Annotated in this window: 14 protein-coding genes; 9 read left to right on the plus strand and 5 right to left on the minus strand. The window is 60.6% G+C overall.

Annotated features, from left to right (window positions below):
* Positions 1-40 precede the first annotated feature (40 nt).
* From BUA42_RS17155 to BUA42_RS17190, 8 genes are read left to right on the plus strand one after another with little or no spacing between them, the layout of a single operon-like run.
* Positions 41-601: a nuclear transport factor 2 family protein gene (locus BUA42_RS17155; protein ID WP_072779552.1), complete on the plus strand. Its 561-nt coding sequence runs from the start codon at positions 41-43 to the stop codon at positions 599-601.
* Positions 598-2,292, plus strand: coding sequence for a hydantoinase B/oxoprolinase family protein (locus tag BUA42_RS17160; RefSeq protein WP_072779553.1), 1,695 nt, complete (start codon positions 598-600; stop codon positions 2,290-2,292). The genes BUA42_RS17155 and BUA42_RS17160 overlap by 4 nt, the downstream gene beginning before the upstream one ends.
* Positions 2,289-4,346 (plus strand): hydantoinase/oxoprolinase family protein, encoded by a 2,058-nt coding sequence (locus BUA42_RS17165; RefSeq protein ID WP_072779554.1) that lies wholly within the window; start codon positions 2,289-2,291, stop codon positions 4,344-4,346. Before BUA42_RS17160 ends, BUA42_RS17165 begins: the two co-directional genes overlap by 4 nt.
* Before the next feature lie 3 nt (positions 4,347-4,349).
* Positions 4,350-4,955, plus strand: coding sequence for a cysteine hydrolase family protein (locus tag BUA42_RS17170; protein ID WP_178346925.1), 606 nt, complete (start codon positions 4,350-4,352; stop codon positions 4,953-4,955).
* Positions 4,952-5,821, plus strand: coding sequence for an isocitrate lyase/PEP mutase family protein (locus BUA42_RS17175; protein ID WP_072779555.1), 870 nt, complete (start codon positions 4,952-4,954; stop codon positions 5,819-5,821). The genes BUA42_RS17170 and BUA42_RS17175 overlap by 4 nt, the downstream gene beginning before the upstream one ends.
* Positions 5,822-5,824: 3 nt before the next feature.
* Positions 5,825-7,216: an FAD-dependent oxidoreductase gene (locus tag BUA42_RS17180; protein ID WP_072779556.1), complete on the plus strand. Its 1,392-nt coding sequence runs from the start codon at positions 5,825-5,827 to the stop codon at positions 7,214-7,216.
* Positions 7,209-8,423, plus strand: coding sequence for an acyl-CoA dehydrogenase (locus BUA42_RS17185; protein ID WP_072779557.1), 1,215 nt, complete (start codon positions 7,209-7,211; stop codon positions 8,421-8,423). Before BUA42_RS17180 ends, BUA42_RS17185 begins: the two co-directional genes overlap by 8 nt.
* Complete coding sequence (locus BUA42_RS17190; protein ID WP_072779558.1) at positions 8,423-9,577, plus strand: CaiB/BaiF CoA transferase family protein; 1,155 nt, start codon at positions 8,423-8,425, stop codon at positions 9,575-9,577. The genes BUA42_RS17185 and BUA42_RS17190 overlap by 1 nt, the downstream gene beginning before the upstream one ends.
* A 97-nt stretch (positions 9,578-9,674) precedes the next feature.
* On the opposite strand, the gene BUA42_RS17195 is transcribed toward BUA42_RS17190, so the two are convergent.
* The 4 genes from BUA42_RS17195 to BUA42_RS17210 form a co-directional block, all read right to left on the minus strand.
* Complete coding sequence (locus BUA42_RS17195) at positions 9,675-10,457, minus strand: IclR family transcriptional regulator (RefSeq protein WP_072779559.1); 783 nt, start codon at positions 10,455-10,457, stop codon at positions 9,675-9,677.
* Positions 10,458-10,467: 10 nt separating this feature from the next.
* Entirely contained in the window at positions 10,468-11,826 is a 1,359-nt protein-coding gene (locus BUA42_RS17200) for a TRAP transporter large permease (protein WP_072779560.1), read from the minus strand.
* Positions 11,826-12,494, minus strand: a complete 669-nt coding sequence (locus BUA42_RS17205) for a TRAP transporter small permease (RefSeq protein ID WP_072779561.1) — start codon at positions 12,492-12,494, stop codon at positions 11,826-11,828. The genes BUA42_RS17200 and BUA42_RS17205 overlap by 1 nt, the downstream gene beginning before the upstream one ends.
* 112 nt (positions 12,495-12,606) lie before the next feature.
* Positions 12,607-13,836: a TRAP transporter substrate-binding protein gene (locus tag BUA42_RS17210; RefSeq protein WP_072779562.1), complete on the minus strand. Its 1,230-nt coding sequence runs from the start codon at positions 13,834-13,836 to the stop codon at positions 12,607-12,609.
* Positions 13,837-13,941: 105 nt separating this feature from the next.
* On the opposite strand from BUA42_RS17210, the gene BUA42_RS17215 reads away from it, so the two are divergent.
* A complete protein-coding gene (locus BUA42_RS17215; protein ID WP_072779563.1) occupies positions 13,942-15,537 on the plus strand; it encodes a GMC family oxidoreductase in 1,596 nt (531 codons plus the stop codon).
* Positions 15,538-15,551: 14 nt separating this feature from the next.
* Here BUA42_RS17215 and BUA42_RS17220 read toward each other — a convergent pair whose 3' ends face one another.
* A complete protein-coding gene (locus BUA42_RS17220) occupies positions 15,552-17,204 on the minus strand; it encodes a thiamine pyrophosphate-dependent enzyme (RefSeq protein ID WP_072779564.1) in 1,653 nt (550 codons plus the stop codon).
* Between the last annotated feature and the right edge of the window lie 2 nt (positions 17,205-17,206).

Below are 17,206 nucleotides of genomic sequence, written 5' to 3' on the forward strand. Positions count from 1 at the left end.
CCTGTTATATGAAAAGTGCAGATTTTGCGGGGAGGATCGTATGCCAATCGTGGAAGCGCATATCCTTGAAGGGTATAGCGCCACTGAGAAATCCCGGCTGACTTCCGCTCTCACAAATGCGATTCGCTTTGTCGTTCCCGCGCCGGATGTAGCCATAACCGTGATGCTGCATGAATACCCGTCCGAGGCCTACGCCCGCGGTGGGCAGCATCGCCAGCCCGCTCCGGCGCTGCCCGACCCATCCACGATTGTCCGAGACTACCTGACCTCGATGGAGGCGCGCGATCTGGAGGCCGCACAGTCCATGCTGCGGGAGGATTTCCAAATGGTCTTCCCTGCAACCGATCCGATGACGCGATTGTCCGAACTGATCGAATGGTCCAAGGCCCGTTACCGATCCGTGAAAAAGACCTACGACGGCTTTGATGCGCTGCACGGCAATGGCGTCGCGGTTGTTTATGCCCGCGGTACGCTACACGGCGAATGGCTGGATGGTACGCCGTTTGACGGCATCCGCTTCATCGACCGTTTTGAAATTTCGGAAGGCAAGATCGTACGTCAGGACGTCTGGAACGACATGGGAGAGGTGCGAGCGCAATGACCGCTGCAATTGACCCGATCACACTGGCGGTTTTGGCCGGGCGCATGGAGCAGATCGCCGACGAGATGGATGCAACCCTGTTTCGCGCGGCTTTCAACCCTATCATCGCCGAGGCGCACGATGCCTCGCACGGCTTCTACCACGCGTCCTCGGGCGATACGCTGGTACAGGGCAAGTCCGGTCTACCGATCTTTGTCGGCGTCATGGCGTTTGCCGTTAAGGCGGTCATCGACAAGGCCGCCGAGGCGGGCGATCTGGCCGATGGGGATATCTACATCTTCAACGATGCCCATATGGGTGGGACTCACCTGTCGGACATGCGGCTTGTGCGACCCTACTTCCGAGACGGCCAGCTGTTCTGTTACCTGGCCAGTGTCGGGCATTGGCACGATGTCGGCGGTGCGGTGCCGGGGAACTACAACCCGTCCGCGACAGAGGCCTTTCAGGAGGCGTTCGTCCTGCCCCCGGTCAAACTGGCCAGCGGCGGAGTGATCCAGCAGGACATCATTGACATCCTCATGCGCAACACGCGCCTGCCGCAGTCGGCGATGGGCGACCTGAATGGCCAGTTAGGCGCACTCGATCTGGGTGTGAAACGCCTTGATGAATTGCTGGATGAATACGGCGCCGAAACGGTTTCAGCCGCACTCGACGCGCTGGGCGACAGGGCGGAGACACTCATGCGGTCCGAATTGTCCGGCCTGCCCGACGGGCGTTGGGAGGCCGTGGATTACCTCGACAATGACGGGATCACTGATGAGGCTTTGCCGATCAAAGTCGCGCTGGAAATCCATGGCGATCAGATGGTGCTTGATTTCGAGGGCACGGCTCCGGTGACGGCAGGTCCGGTGAACATTGCCTATCCGACAGCCGTGGCAACGGCCTATGTGGCGATCAAGCACATCTTCCCCGACCTGCCTGCCAATGCAGGCGTCATGCGCCCGATCGAAGTGCGGGTGCCGGACGGATCACTTCTCTCTGCCGAATTCCCCGCGCCTGTCGGGGGATACACCGAAACCATTTTGCGGATGATCGACGTGATCTTCAGCGCCGCGTCGCAAGCAGCCCCGGAGCGGGTGGTCGCCAACGCCTACGGCACGATCAATGCCCTTTCCATCGCCGGAAAGCGCGCGAACGGGCAGCGCTGGGTGATGTTCAGTTTTTACGGCGGTGGTCATGGTGGCAGCATCGAAAGCGACGGCCTGAACCACGGCAACGCGCCGATTTCCACCGCGACCATTCCCCCGATGGAGATCCTCGAGGCGGCCTATCCGGTGATGTTCCGTCAATGGGCGCTGCGCCCCGACAGTGCAGGGGCGGGCCAGCATCGCGGCGGGCTTGGGGCGACCTACGAGATCGAGGTGCTTGAGGAAAACGCTGAGGCATTCCTGTTCGGTGAACGTGGACGGTTCGCCCCTCAGGGGGTTCAGGGCGGCGGTGACGGGGCAATGAACGTGTTTCACTTCGAACAGGCCAGCGGATGGGAGACGCCGCCGCTTGCGTCAAAAATGCTCGGGATCAAGCTAACCAAGGGACAGGCCGTCCGCCTCGACACACCGGGCGGAGGGGGGTACGGCCCAGCCTCGGACCGCGATCCGCAGCTCGTCGCGCGCGATGTGGCGCTCGGGTATCTGACCGCTGACCTTGCAACGGAACTCTACGGGTCTGCCTGGCAAGAGGTGTCCGCATGAGCAAGATGGTGGGCGTGGACGTGGGAGGCACCTTCACTGACGTGTTCGTGCTGGATGAGGCAACCGGCACAGCCGAAGTGGCCAAGGTGCCCACGACGCGCCCGGATCAGTCGGGCGGGTTTCTGGACGGGATCGGCCAGCAGGTCGACGACCTTTCCACAGTCGCTGCAGTGGTGCATGGCACCACGGCGGGTACAAATGCTTTGCTTGAACGCAAGGGCGCGAAGATCGGCGTGATCACCACACACGGGCTCCGCGACGTTCTGGAAATGCGCCGCCGTGACAGACCCCGCACATGGGGTCTCCGCGGCGATTTCGAACCGGTCGTGCCGCGCAATTTGCGCCTGGAGGTGCCCGAACGCACTTTGGCCGACGGAACGATCCGCACGCCTGTCGATCTGGACGCGGTGAAGGCAGCGGCGCAGGAGTTGATCGATGCCGACTGCAAAGCTGTCGCCATCCTGTTGGCCAATGCGTATGCCAACCCCGAAAACGAAGCCAAGGCAGTCGAAGCCGTCCGCGCCATGTGGCCGAACGATCATGTGAGCTGTTCGTCGGAAATTCTGCCGGAGATCCGTGAATTCGAGCGGTTCTCGACCACGGCGCTGAACGCCTATCTGCAACCCGAGGTTTCCGGCTACATCAACCGCCTGGACCGGGCGCTGACCAAAGGCGGGTTCGACGGCGAATTCATGATCGTGCAGTCGAATGGCGGCGTGATGGGCACGGACACCGCGTGCCGCTTGCCCATCCGAACAGCGCTGTCCGGTCCCGCGGCTGGTGTCATCGCCGCAGGGCACATCGCAAAGACAGCCGGTTTTGAGAACGTCATCACGGGCGACATGGGCGGGACGAGCTTCGACGTGGCGCTGATTGCCAAGGGGCAGTCGATGCTGTCGCCGCAGACCTCCATCGACTTCGGCATGGTGGTCCGCAATCCGATGATCGAGATCACGACGATTGGCGCGGGTGGCGGCTCTATCGCTTGGGTCGATAAGGGCGGCCTGCTGAACATTGGCCCCGAAAGCGCAGGATCGACGCCCGGGCCTGTCGCTTATGGGCAGGGCAATGATCGACCCACGGTGACGGATGCCAATGTCGTGCTCAGCCGGATTGATCCGGAAAGTCCGATTGGCGGAAAACTGGACCGTTTGGACGTGGATGCGGCTGCGACGGCCATCGATACCCATGTCGGGTCTAAACTGGGACTGAGCACCGTCGAAGCGGCTGAAGCGATCCTTCGCGTGGCGAATTCGCGGATGGCGGGGGCAATCCGGCTTGTCAGCATCGAGCGCGGGTTTGACCCAAAACGCTTTGCCTTCATGCCCTTTGGTGGTGGCGGCGCTTTGCACACCGGTGCGATCTTGAAAGAGGTCGGGATCGGCAGCGCAATCGTTCCACGCTATCCGGGCGTGACTAGCGCAATGGGGTGTGTCATCGCCGACATGCGGCAGGATTTCGTTCAGACGATCAACACTTTGACGGCGACCCTCGACACCGATGCGCTGCGAGATGTGATGCAGCGGCACATCGACGGCGGGATGGCCTTGCTCAACGCGGCCCGGTCCCGTTTCGAGGCGCGGGACATCGTGGTTGAGCTGGACATGGCCTATGTCGGTCAGACACATACAGTGGCCGTGCCGTTGCCCGTGACGGTCGATGGCACGACTGTGGCTGCGCCCACCATCGCGGATATCGGTGCGGCGTTCGACGCTGCGTACCAAGCCACGTATGGACGTCTGCTGAAAAACGGCACCCGCCGGGTGATGAATCTGCGTACTGCGGTGATCGGGCGGCGTCCCAAGTTTGACCTGACAACGCTCGCCCCAAAAGGCGGCGGCGTGGATGCGGCAAAAACCGGGACGCGTCAGGTGCATTTCGGCGATACCTGGCACGAGACCACCATCTACAAGCGCCTCGATCTGCCTGTCGGCGCTGAGATATCTGGCCCTGCGATCCTCGTGCAGCCGGACACCACGGTGTTGGTGGACCCCGGCTTGTCCGCGCGGGTGGACACCTACGGCAACACGATCATCACAAGGGACGAGGAGTGACACATGGCACATGAGATCGACCCAAAACGCACCGCTCTCCTGACCATCGATCTGCAAAACGACTTTCTGCATCCCGAAGGTGCCTACGGCCGTGCCGGACAGACGGCTGAGGCAATCGCGGCCTTACCCGCCCGGATCAAACCCGTGGTCGATGCGCTGCGGACCAAAGGCGGGACGTACATCAGCGCACAGTTCACGTTGGTGCCTGGACCGGGGGAGGAACCACTGATCGCGCCGCACCTGAAAGAGCTGCGACCGTTCCTTGGCAAGGGCGACTTCGCACCGGGGAAATTCGGCCATGCGCTGGTCAATACACTTGCTCCGGCGGATTACACGGTCGAGAAGGTGGCCTATTCCGCCCTCTACCAGACCCGGTTGGAATACATTCTCCGGGCGTTGAACATCGATACGCTGATCATCGGGGGGATTGTGACCAATGGCGGTGTCGCAAGCACCGTACGTGACGCCCATCTACGCAACATTCACACGATACTGCTTTCGGACGGTTGCGCAGCGTTCAAGCAAGAGGTGCATGACGCCACACTCGTTTCCCTCGGTTCGATTTGTCCGAACGTTACCTGCGCCGAAATGGTGGACTTGCTGTCATGAACCTGAAAACGCGCCTTTCGTCGAATGAGATCCTGGTCGCGCCAGGCGTTTTTGACGCGCTGACCGCCGCGCTTGCCGAACAGGCTGGGTTCGAAGCGCTTTACCTCAGCGGCGCCGCAGTGGCCTATACCCGGCTCGGCCGCCCGGATATCGGTCTGACATCGGTCAGCGAGATGGCGGACACCATGGCGTTGATCCGGGATCGCGTAGACCTGCCGGTCATCATCGATGCCGACACAGGTTTCGGGAACGCCTTGAACGCACAGCGCACGATGCGTGTGTACGAACGGGCTGGGGCAAATGCGTTGCAAATCGAAGATCAGACCTACCCCAAGCGCTGCGGGCACCTTGCGGACAAGTCTCTCATTCCGAAGGCGGAAATGGTCGGCAAGATCGCCGCGATGGCCGATGCGCGGGCGCGTGAAGAAACGCTGATCATCGCGCGTACGGATGCGGTGGCTGTAGACGGGTTTGACGCAGCGATGGACCGGGCGGACGCCTATGTCGCGGCCGGGGCAGATGTTCTGTTTATCGAAGCTTTGCGTTCTGTTGATGAAATGAAAACGGTGACAGAACGGTTTAAAGACCGCGTACCTTTGCTGGCGAACATGGTTGAAGGTGGAGCAACGCCGATTCAGAGCGCCGAAGATTTGCAAGCGATGGGTTTTTCCGTCGTGATCTTTCCCGGCGGCATCGTGCGTGCGCTGGCCCGCACGGCTGAAGCGTATTTCGGCAGCCTGAAGGCAAACGGCAGCAACCGCCCGTTTGCAGACCGCATGTTCGATTTCGGCGGGTTGAACGACCGACTTGGCACAGATGCCATGCTGGCTGCGGGCAAGCGCTACGAACACGGGGGCGGCGACTGATCCATGCCCGTTTTGCCGCCCCCATCGACTGGTTTCGATCTTGACGTGCCGATCTTAATCGTCGGCGCGGGTGCATGTGGCTTGGTGGCCGCTCTTTCCGCAACGGATGCCGGTGCAGAGGTGCTGGTGGTCGAGGCGGATGCGGCACCTTCGGGGTCAACCGCGTTGTCTGCGGGGCTCATCCCTGCCGCCGGAACGCGATTTCAAATCGACGCCGGGATCGACGACAATGCTCGTCTGTTTGCTCAGGACATCCAGAAGAAGGCGAAGGGCGAGAATCCACAGGCCTTGGTCGATTTGCTTGCCGATCGTTCGGGGGATGTGATCGAATGGCTGGCGGACCGGTTCGATCTTCCCTTCTCGGTGGTGACCGATTTCGACTATCCCGGCCATTCCCGCCGCCGCATGCATGGACTTCCCACCCGCGCCGGACGCGAGTTGGTCGACCGATTGCGAAGCGCCTGCGAAGCGCAGGGGATCGATATCATCTGCAATCGCCGCGCAACGTCGCTTTTTGTCGAAGGCGACCGTATCCTGGGCATCCAGTTGGAAAGCCCGACCGGCACGGAAACCTTGGGGTGCAGCGCGCTGATCCTCGCGTGCAACGGGTTCGGCGGGAACCGCGACATGGTCCGCGAGTACATGCCTGAGATCGAAAATGCAGTTTGGTTCGGCCATGACTTTAATCAAGGCGATGCCGTCACCTGGGGCGACGCGCTGGGCGCGGAAACGCTGCATCTGAGCGCGTATCAGGGCCACGGAAATGTCGCGCATCCGCAGGGCATACTGATCACCTGGGCGGTGATCACGCAAGGCGGGGTGCAGGTGAACCTGAGGGGAGGGCGCTTCTGGGACGAGAGCCAGGGCTATTCCGAAGCCGCACGCGCAGTTCTGGCCCAGCCAGATAGCGTTGCTTGGACGATTTTTGACAGCCGTATCGCGGCCATCGCGCGCCAATTCCAGGATTTCAAGGACGCTGAGGCCGTCGGTGCGATCCGTACCGCAGAGACGCTTGCAGACCTCGCAAACGTTACCAACCTGCCGGAAGACGCGCTGGCAACGACGCTAAACGCGCTTCCGACGGATGGAGAAGACGTGTTCGGACGCCAATTTTCTGCCCCCCCGCTTCGATCACCGTATTGCGCGGTCAAGGTGACCGGCGCCTTGTTTCACACGCAAGGGGGGCTCAAGATTGATGACACCGCGCGGGTCATCCGCAAGAGCGGCGGCGTTTTCCCGAACCTGTTTGCGGCGGGTGGGGCTGCTGTGGGCGTCTCGGGATCAGGCGACAGCGGATATCTTTCAGGAAACGGACTTCTGGCCGCAACGGTCCTCGGGCACATCGCCGGAGCTGAAGCGGCGTACGACATGAAAAAGGAGATGCCAAATGCTTGATGCATCACACTCGGGCCACGGCCCATCGCTTGCGAAATTCGACTGGGAAGACCCGCTTCACCTGCGGGCTGCGCTTGAAGAAGAAGAGCGCATGATCGCAGACAGCGCTGCTGCTTATGCGACGGACAAGCTGCTGCCGCGGGTGTCCGACATGTATCTGAACGAAGGCGTTGCGCCCGAGATCTTTGCGGAGATGGGCGAGATGGGTCTGCTCGGCGTGACCATCCCCGAAGACTTCGGCGGGCTGGGCGCGGGCTATGTGAGCTACGGCCTTGTCGCGCGCGAGGTTGAACGGATCGACAGCGGCTTCCGGTCGATGATGAGCGTGCAAAGCTCTCTCGTCATGTACCCGATCCACGCCTACGGCACCGAAGAGCAACGTCGGAAATACCTGCCCGGACTGGCGGCCGGTACGTTGATCGGGTGCTTTGGCCTGACCGAACCCGATGCCGGGTCCGATCCCGCGGGCATGAAGACCGTCGCGCGCAAAACGGACGGCGGCTATGTTCTGAACGGTGCGAAAATGTGGATCTCGAACAGCCCGATTGCGGATGTGTTCGTCGTCTGGGCCAAGTCTGACGCGCACGGCGGCAAGATCCGGGGTTTTGTTCTCGACAAAGGGATGAAGGGCCTCTCTGCACCGAAGATCAATGGCAAGCTGTCCCTTCGCGCGTCCATCACGGGTGAGATCGTGATGGACAACGTGGAAGTCGGCGAAGACGCTCTGCTTCCCGGTGTTGAGGGCCTGAAGGGTCCGTTCGGCTGCCTCAATCGCGCGCGCTATGGCATCGCCTGGGGCGTGATGGGCGCAGCCGAGGATTGTTGGCATCGTGCGCGTCAATATGGTCTGGACCGGACGCAATTCGGTCGCCCGCTGGCACAGACGCAATTGTTCCAGAAGAAGCTCGCCGATATGCAGACCGAGATCACACTCGGTTTGCAGGCGGCATTGCAGGTGGGTCGGATGCTTGACGCGGGCACTGCCGCGCCAGAGGCCATCAGCCTGATCAAGCGCAACAATTGCGGCAAGGCGTTGGACATCGCCCGTCACGCGCGCGACATGCATGGTGGCAATGGCATCATGGCCGAATACCATGTCATGCGCCACGCGCAGAACCTCGAAACGGTGAACACCTACGAAGGCACGCATGATGTGCATGCGTTGATCCTTGGTCGTGCGCAAACGGGACTGCAGGCGTTTTTCTGATGCCGGCACCGCTCGAAGGTCTCAAGGTTCTCGAATTGGCCCGCATCCTTGCCGGGCCAATTGTCGGACAGACGCTGGCTGACCTTGGCGCAACCGTTATCAAGGTCGAAAGCCCCAAAGGCGACGATACGCGCAGCTGGGGCCCCCCGTTCATCGAACGCGAGGGCGAGGATGCGCCGTCCGCCGCGTATTTCTACAGCTGCAACCGGGGTAAGTACTCTGTCACGGCGGACCTTGCGACGGAAGAGGGCAGGGCATTCGTGACCGATCTCGCCCGCGACGCGGATGTGTTGATCGAGAACTTCAAGGTGGGCGGGCTCGCGAAATACGGTCTGGACTATGCCAGCTTGTCCAACGCAAACCCGCGATTGGTGTATTGTTCAATCACGGGGTTCGGACAGACCGGCCCCTACGCTGACCGAGCGGGATACGACTACCTTGTTCAAGGCATGTCGGGTCTCATGTCGATCACCGGCGATCCCAACGGCGAGCCGCAGAAAGTCGGCGTTGCCGTGACAGACATCTACACCGGGCTCTATTCCGTCATCGCGATCCAAGCTGCGTTGACCGCGCGCGAAAAGACCGGAAAAGGCCAGCATATCGACATGAGCCTTTTGGATGCCGGCACCGGCTCTTTGGCCAATCAGGCGATGAACTTTCTTGCAACGGGTCAGTCGCCCAAACGAATGGGAAACCAGCATCCAAACATCGTACCCTACGAGGTGTTCCCGGTCTCCGACGGCGATATCATCATCGCGGCGGGCAACGATCGCCAGTTTCAGGGTCTATGCGAGGTGCTTGGCCGACAGGACCTTGCCACCGTTCCCGACTATGAAACCAACGCAGGCCGTGTCAAAAACCGCGAGCTCTTGGTGCCGCTTCTGAAAAATGAGACAGCCAGTTGGACGAAGTCCGACCTGCTCGCGGCATTGAAAGGACAGAAAGTGCCCGCATCGCCGATCAACACGGTCGAAGAGGTCTTCTCCGATCCCCAGATCGCTCACCGCGAGATGCAGATCACTCCCGAAGGCATCCCAGGCGTCCGTACCCCCATTACCTTCAGCGACGCCGACCTCGCCCTCACCAAATCCGCGCCACTTCTTGGCGCCCATACCGAGGAGGTGCGCCAGAGGGGGTGGTTCATTGGCGGCTAAGGTCGACTTCTGAAACCGGCCGTACTTTGCGTGTCGAGTATTCGGCGGCCGAACCAAAAACTTGCCCGAGTTGCCAGCCTTTTTGAACTTCCCGCAGTCACTCAGCGTCGATCAACTCGGACAGGCGTTGTGCTGCTTGGCGGAGTTGGGGGAGCATTTGCTCTAGGCTCTCTTTGTTATGCCGCTGTAGCGGGGCGTGGATTGAGAGTGTGGTCAGCAATCGCCCGCGGTTGTCGGTGATCGGCACGCAGACGGCGGCCATGCCTTCCATGAATTCCTCGTTGTCTGTCGAATAGCCCCGCGCGCGGGTCAGGTGGAGTTCCTCGCGCAACTGGTCCGGGTCCGTCAGTGTTTTCTCAGTCTGCCGGTCGAAGCTTAACGATGCGAGGATGCGGTCGAGGCGGTCGTTGCGTAGCGAGGACAGGTACATCTTGCCGCTCGCCGTGCAGTGAAACGGGACTTGCGTGCCAACCGGGAGTTCGATGCGCAGCGGCCAGTGGGTGTCCACGCGATCGAGGTAGACCATGCCCTCGCGGCCCGGCGCGGCCAGGTTGCAGGTCTCGCCAACCTCCTGCGCCAAAGCGCGCATGATCAGAAGGCGCTCCGTCCGGATGCGCTGTGAGGATAACGTGTTGGCCGCCAGTCGTCGCAGACGTTTGCCCGGGCCAAAGGAGCGACCATCGACGTCGCGCTGCAAGAACCCCTGTTCCTCTGCCGTTACCAGAAGCCGGTGAACAGTGGGTTTCGGAAGATCAAGGGCATCGGCCAGCGCCGAAGGAGACACCGCAACTCCCGCGCTTGCGACCTCCTCCAATATCAGGAGGAGGCGCAAATTCGTGGGAATATGACCTTTCGCCGAAACGGCGTGATCATCCGGCATCACTACATCCTTATCGGTCCGGTAGCAGGAAGAGGGCGAGTTCCGGTGTCAATGACACCAGGATCCAAACACTGATCAACGCGACAAGGTAGGGCACCGTGTAGCGCAGCAGTCGGAAATACGGCACGCCGGTCACGCCCGAGGCCACATACAGATTGAGCCCGTAGGGTGGGGTGATGAACCCGATGGACGCTCCGACGAGGAAGATCACAGAGAAATGGATCGGGTCCACGCCCACGCTTGCTGCAATCGGTGCAAGGATGGGGGCAAGGATGATCGTCACGGGAAGAGACTCGAGCACCATGCCCGAGAAGAAGACGATCACCATCGCGGTGAAGAGCACGGCGTAGTAGCCGCCCATCGAAGTCACGAAATCGCCGATAACCTGTTGCGCACCGAGAAGCGAGAGGATCTGCTGCATGACAACGGATATCGCGATCAGAGGTGCAAGAATGCCTGTGATCTCGGCCGACCGCATGGTGATCCCCGGGATTTGCCAGAGCGTGAACCCCTCCACCACGATCATTTCGCCGTAGCTCTTTTCTTCCCAGGTTTTCTCGGACTTCAGACGCAGCGCCTTGGTCACGGCCCAGGACAGAAGACCCGCGATGATGCAGAAGCCGACGGTGACACCCGCAGCCTCGGTCGGGGAAAACTTGCCGGTATAGATGCCCCAGAGCACAAGTCCGATGGCGAAGAAGCCAAGCCATGCGCCGAAGGCGGTTTTGAGAACCCGGTTGAGTTGCAACGGGATCAGATAGCCCCAGCCGTTGATGCGGCAGATGATCCAGCAGGCGACCTGCATGCCAACAACCATGAGCGCACCGGGCAGGATGCCCGCGACGAACAGGTCCGAGATCGGCAGGTTCATCAGGAAGCCGTAGACAATGAAGATGATCGACGGCGGGATGATGATCCCAACGGTGCCACCGGCCGCAGCCGTCGCCGCCGAGAAACGTTCGTCGTAGCCGCCCTTGACCATTTCAGGGTGTAGCATCGAACCGATCGTCGCGGTTGTGGCCGAGTTCGATCCAGAGATCGCCGCGAAAAGACCGCACGCGCCAAGTGATGCCATGGCCAGACCGCCTCGCAACCAACCCAGGCAGGCGTAGGCGAAGTCGGACAGCCGTCGCGCAATCCCCGACTTGTTGATGAGGTCTCCGGTCAGGATGAAGAGCGGCATCGCAAGGAGCGCGAAGCCCTTGTTGAACACGTTGAGAAGTTCCGCGCCCATGTTGTCGAGGGTCAGACCAAGGACAAAGGAACATCCGATGACCCAGTAGGCGATCACCAGAAGAACCGGGACGCCGAGCATGAACAAAAACGTCACGCCCAGCGAGATGAGTGTAATCAAGGTTCCGTCGGTCATCAGGTGTCCCCCCCGATCACGGCTTGCTGTATAAGGGGTTTGCCCTCGCGGTAGTTTTTCACGTCATCCTGAATGTTCTCTACCGCGCGTGCTGCCATCAGGGTCGCGGCCAGCGGCGCTCCAAGGATGAACCACCACTGCATGGTGTTATCGGTGCCAAGGACGATCTGGAAATTTGAAGCGGAAAGCGCCACCACCCGCAATGTCGTCACGAGGAAGATCAGGGCGAAGCCGAACCACAGGAAGAAATCAAGCCAGAGGCAGAGCAATTGTCCACCGCGTGCCATGCGCGTTCTGAATTCGGAAAAGCTGAGATGCGTTCTGACGCGGACGTTATATGCCGCCCCGAACCATGCCATGATCATAAAAAGGAACGGAGGAATGGTGGTCGACCACGGTTGTTGGTTCGAAAAGACGAACCGGTCGATCACTCCCCAGAAAATGATCCCAGCGATCGCAAGGTAGCAGGTGATCATCACTGTGCGTTCGAAATAGCGTTCGATGAGTGGAAAGTGGTGGTACACCCACGACAGGGCCAGACCACTCAAAATCAGGAACACTGCGCAGAAGATGTAGACTGTATTTGGTGACAATGCCTGACGGATTGTCCACGAATCCTGGCTCGCAAAAGCGCTGATCAAGGCGCTCAGATCAGACCAGATCTCCATCGGCCCTTCCTCCCATAATCTGACTGTGTCGGGTTTTCCCGATCTCGATATTGTTAGACAAAACAGCCCCGACCGTGCGGGGCTGTTCCGGTGTCACGATAACCGCGCGGCGTTAGCCTCTCCACCAGCGACGTGGTTCGACGTTTTCGGCCAGGGTGTGCGGATTGTTGCGGACCTCGTTGTAGATGTCTTGGTAGGTGTCGATGCCACCCGCCCAGCCGTTGATCCGCTCGCGCCACTGCTCCCACAGTTGCGGCTGGAACTCGGGCGAACACATCTCTTCGGCCTTGCGGACCTCTGCATCGCTGAGATTTGCGACGCGCACGTCGTTCTGGGCAAAGATAGTATCCGGCAGTTGCGGGGTCGAGAAGCCGACTGTGTTCACCAGCGCCGCTTCGTTCGCCGCCTGTACATGAACCTGCGTAAGGTACGAGGATTCCATGACCGCGTCCTGCAAGTCTCCGCCCAGCCCGTCGAACGTCTCGGCACGCATCGCCGTATGTTCCGTACCACAGAAGAAACGCAGGTCCACACATTGGCTGACCACCGGCGACATGTTGGCATAAGCCACCGCAGACGCCCATGTTTCCGCGCCGTCGATCAGACCTTGCTTCAGACCATCAAGCGTTTCTTCCCATGCAACCGGAACCGGGTTGAGGTTCAGAGCCTCCATCGCGATCCGGCCAAGCTGAGTGCCGGTCACACGGTTCTTGGTGCCCATGATCTCTTCGAGGGTGGTCACCGTCGGTTTGTCGGCAAAGTTCTGACCCATCATGATCCCGCGCAGTTCGGCATGGGTGAACAGGAACTTCAGGCCGTGACGCTGTTCGAATGGATCGCGCAGGATGCGCTGGGATTCCGGGCTGTACATGAAGTAGTACTGATCCGCACGCGTCCGGAACATATAGGCGTAGTCGAGCACGTTCAGGTACGGCGCACCGCCGGCCGAGTTCTGCGTCGAGGCAGCGTAAAGGTCGATGATGCCCTGCTGGGCTTTCTCGACGCAGGAAAGCTGACCGCAAATCTGGTTGTTGCCGATGAATTCGATGCGGATCTCACCGTCCGTGCGCTCTTCGAGATCGCGTGCGAATTCGAGACAGCCCGCCCGTTCGATCAGCAGGTTTTGCGGGTTGAATCCCGCCGCGCCAAACTTGAGCGTGTGTTTGGCTTCTTTGGAGAAGCGCTTGTTGTAGGTCGATTCCGCCGCTTTCGCGAGGTTGGCGGCGGTCATCACTCCTCCAAATGTGCCCGCAGCCAACAGTGTGGAACTCATGCCGTAAGTCCCCGCAATGCGGAAGAAATCCCGGCGTGAGATTCCCTTGATACGATCCCTGATCTTCATTGCAATCCTCCCTTTGAGCAATTTTTGAGACGTTTGTTTTCAAAAAAGACTAGAAGGGGATTTTCGTTCTGCATAGAGTTTTTTTCGTCAGGGAGGATTCCATCGGTGGACGCAGACTATGTGATCGTGGGCGCGGGCTCGGCGGGCTGCGTGATCGCCAATCGCCTGAGCACGGATCCGAAGACCAAGGTTGTCCTGCTCGAAGCGGGCCCGCCTGATCGGAATCCGTGGATCCACATCCCCGTTGGTTACTTCAAAACCATGCACAACCCGACGGTCGACTGGTGCTACAAGACCGAACCGGATCCGGGGCTGAACGGACGCTCCATCGATTGGCCACGCGGCAAAGTGCTTGGCGGGTCGTCTTCGCTCAACGGGTTGCTCTACGTGCGCGGGCAGCCTCAGGATTACGACCGCTGGAGGCAAATGGGCAATCCTGGCTGGGGCTGGGACGACGTGTTGCCACTATTCAAGCGAGCCGAGAACAACGAGCGCGGTGCCGACGAATTCCATGGCGACAAGGGACCGTTATCCGTGTCTGACATGCGCATTCAGAGAGCGATCTGCGATGCCTGGGTCGCGGCGGCACAGGCGGCGGGGTATCCCTTCAACCCCGATTACAACGGGGCGGAACAGGAAGGCGTTGGGTACTTCCAACTGACCACCCGCAACGGGCGGCGGTGCAGCGCGGCGGTGGCCTATCTCAATCCGGTCAAGTCGCGCCCGAATTTGCACATCGAAACCCGGGCCCTGGCGAGCCGCGTGCTTTTCGAGGGCAAGCGCGCCGTTGGCGTTGCGTATCTCGATGCGTCGGGGACGGAACAGATCGTCAAGGCGAGACAGGAAGTCATCCTGTCGGGCGGCGCGTTGAATTCTCCACATTTGTTGATGCTGTCTGGCGTCGGCAATCCCGAACACCTGAAGGCGCAAGGCGTGGAGCCGGTTCACGAGCTGACGGGTGTCGGACAAAACCTGCAGGACCATTTGCAGGCGCGTCTCGTTTTCAAATGCAACGAACCCACGCTGAATGACGAAGTGCGCAGTCTTGTCGATCAGGCGCGGATCGCGTTGAAATACGCGCTGTTCCGATCAGGGCCGATGACCATGGCCGCCAGTCTTGCCACCGGTTTCCTCAAAACGCGCGAGGACGTGGAGACACCGGACATTCAATTCCACGTTCAACCGTGGTCTGCGGACAGCCCAGGGGAAGGGGTGCATCCGTTCTCTGCCTTCACCATGTCGGTGTGCCAGCTTCGGCCCGAAAGCCGGGGTGAGATCACGCTCGACGGTCCGAATCCGCGGACCTACCCGAAGATCCATCCTCGCTATCTTTCGACCGAGACGGACTGCCGGACTATCACCGAAGCCGTGAAGATCGCCCGCCGTATTGCGCGTCACGCGCCTTTGACGTCGAAAATATCAGAGGAGTTCCGCCCGACCGCAGAGCTTGATCTTGACGACGACACCGGGACACTCGACTGGGCGCGCAACAACAGTGCGTCGATCTATCACCCGACCGGGACATGCAAGATGGGGCAGGACGCGCGCTCTGTGGTGGATGCGCAACTGCGCGTGCACGGGATCGGCGGTCTGCGTGTGGCCGACTGTTCGATCATGCCCGAGATCGTGTCGGGCAACACCAATGCTCCTGCCATCATGATCGGCGAAAAGGCGTCTGACCTGATTTTGGAATCCGCCTGAGGCGCACCCGGTCCCTAAGACAGCCATTTCCCCGGCGATAGGAGTTTAGGGTCCATCGGGACCTCGATCAATTTCACTCCGGGTCGTCCTCGCGCGTCGGACAACGCGTCTTTGAAGGCATCAATGTCCGGAGTTCGGTAGGCCTCTGCCCCAAAGGACTTGGCAAAGGCGCAGAAGTCCGGATTGGTCAGGTCGGTACCGGAAATCCGGTTCGGGAACTCCCGCTCTTGATGCGCCCGAATGGTTCCATACCGGCTGTTGTTGATAACGATGACGGTCAGGTTGAGCTTGTGGTGCACAGCTGTGGCGAGTTCCTGACAGGTCATCATGAGACACCCATCCCCGGCAATGGCAAAGACTTCTCGGTTCGGGGCAAACGTGGCTGCGCCGATGGCGGCTGGAAGGCCATAGCCCATGGATCCTGAAGTCGGCGCAAGTTGTGACCCCGGGGCGCGGTAGCGATAAAACCGGTGCAGCCAGGCCGCGTAGTTTCCGGCACCGTTACAGAGGATCGCGTCATCCGGCAGGTTCGAGGCGAGACGTGCAAAAAACGGGGCGAGCGGATCACCATCGACCGAGGTCGGGTTGTTGAACGTCTCGTAGTCCGCGCGCAAGGTGGACAGGGTAGCGGCGAACCGCTCTGGCGCAATCGGCTCCCAAGCCGCGACGCTCTGGCAAAAGGTTTCCGTGTCTGCCACAAACGACAGAGTTGGTTCGAATACGCGCCCGAGTTCCTCGGCCTGCGGAAAGACATGGACCAGATCGACGTCCGGCACAGGCGGGGTGAGCAATGTGTAGCCACCCGTCGTCATTTCACCCAGCCGCGGGCCGATGGCGATCAACAGGTCCGTCGTCTTCAGCGCCTGCGCCAAATAGGGCGTCGATCCGATGCCGAAATGCCCCACGTAATTCGGGTGGTCATTGTTCATCACTCCCTGAGACCGAAGAGAAACCGCAACCGGCAGCCCTTGGGTTTCCGCGAAAGATCGAAGCGCGTTAATGCCTTGTGACGTCCAGCCTCCTCCACCAGCGATGACAAGCGGACTTTGCGCAGCTGCGATCTTGTCTTTCAGATCATCAAGCGCCTGCAAATCCGGTCCAAACCGCGGTGTTTCTGCGCGTGCGGCTGGTTTCGGCGGCGACAGATCGTCGTACAACATGTCTTCCGGCAAAGAGAGCACCACCGGGCCCGGCCGCCCCGAAAGCGCGGTGCGAAATGCACGGCTGATGTATTCCTGCAACCGCGATGCGTCATCGATTTCGGCCACCCATTTTGCCATCTGGCCGAACATTCGGCGGTAGTCGATTTCCTGAAACGCCTCGCGCTCAACCATGTTGCGGGCAACCTGTCCGATGAAAAGGACCAACGGCGTGGAGTCCTGAAAAGCGACATGCACCCCGGCGCTTGCGTTCGTCGCGCCGGGTCCGCGCGTGACAAAGCAAACACCCGGACGCCCGCTTAGCCGCGCATAGGCGTCCGCCGCCATCGTCGCACCGCCTTCCTGACGACAGGTGACGAAGCGGATCTGGTCGTCTCGTCCGTGCAGCGCGTCAAGAACCGGCAGGTAGCTTTCCCCGGGCACACCGAAGGCGGTATCAATTCCTTGCGCCACCAACTGGTCAACGAGGTGGTCGGCGGCACGCACGGTGTTCGGACGAGACGTCATTG

It is taken from the genome of Marivita hallyeonensis, assembly GCF_900129875.1.
Taxonomy (GTDB): Bacteria; Pseudomonadota; Alphaproteobacteria; order Rhodobacterales; family Rhodobacteraceae; genus Marivita; species Marivita hallyeonensis.

What these genes read in the sequence shown, in the direction of transcription:
- BUA42_RS17155 (WP_072779552.1), top strand. Translation starts at nt 41, where the DNA reads ATGCCAATCGTGGAAGCGCATATCCTTGAAGGGTATAGCGCCACTGAG.
- BUA42_RS17160 (WP_072779553.1), top strand. Translation starts at nt 598, where the DNA reads ATGACCGCTGCAATTGACCCGATCACACTGGCGGTTTTGGCCGGGCGC.
- BUA42_RS17165 (WP_072779554.1), top strand. Translation starts at nt 2,289, where the DNA reads ATGAGCAAGATGGTGGGCGTGGACGTGGGAGGCACCTTCACTGACGTG.
- BUA42_RS17170 (WP_178346925.1), top strand. Translation starts at nt 4,350, where the DNA reads ATGGCACATGAGATCGACCCAAAACGCACCGCTCTCCTGACCATCGAT.
- BUA42_RS17175 (WP_072779555.1), top strand. Translation starts at nt 4,952, where the DNA reads ATGAACCTGAAAACGCGCCTTTCGTCGAATGAGATCCTGGTCGCGCCA.
- BUA42_RS17180 (WP_072779556.1), top strand. Translation starts at nt 5,825, where the DNA reads ATGCCCGTTTTGCCGCCCCCATCGACTGGTTTCGATCTTGACGTGCCG.
- BUA42_RS17185 (WP_072779557.1), top strand. Translation starts at nt 7,209, where the DNA reads ATGCTTGATGCATCACACTCGGGCCACGGCCCATCGCTTGCGAAATTC.
- BUA42_RS17190 (WP_072779558.1), top strand. Translation starts at nt 8,423, where the DNA reads ATGCCGGCACCGCTCGAAGGTCTCAAGGTTCTCGAATTGGCCCGCATC.
- BUA42_RS17195 (WP_072779559.1), bottom strand. Translation starts at nt 10,457, where the DNA reads ATGCCGGATGATCACGCCGTTTCGGCGAAAGGTCATATTCCCACGAAT.
- BUA42_RS17200 (WP_072779560.1), bottom strand. Translation starts at nt 11,826, where the DNA reads ATGACCGACGGAACCTTGATTACACTCATCTCGCTGGGCGTGACGTTT.
- BUA42_RS17205 (WP_072779561.1), bottom strand. Translation starts at nt 12,494, where the DNA reads ATGGAGATCTGGTCTGATCTGAGCGCCTTGATCAGCGCTTTTGCGAGC.
- BUA42_RS17210 (WP_072779562.1), bottom strand. Translation starts at nt 13,836, where the DNA reads ATGAAGATCAGGGATCGTATCAAGGGAATCTCACGCCGGGATTTCTTC.
- BUA42_RS17220 (WP_072779564.1), bottom strand. Translation starts at nt 17,204, where the DNA reads ATGACGTCTCGTCCGAACACCGTGCGTGCCGCCGACCACCTCGTTGAC.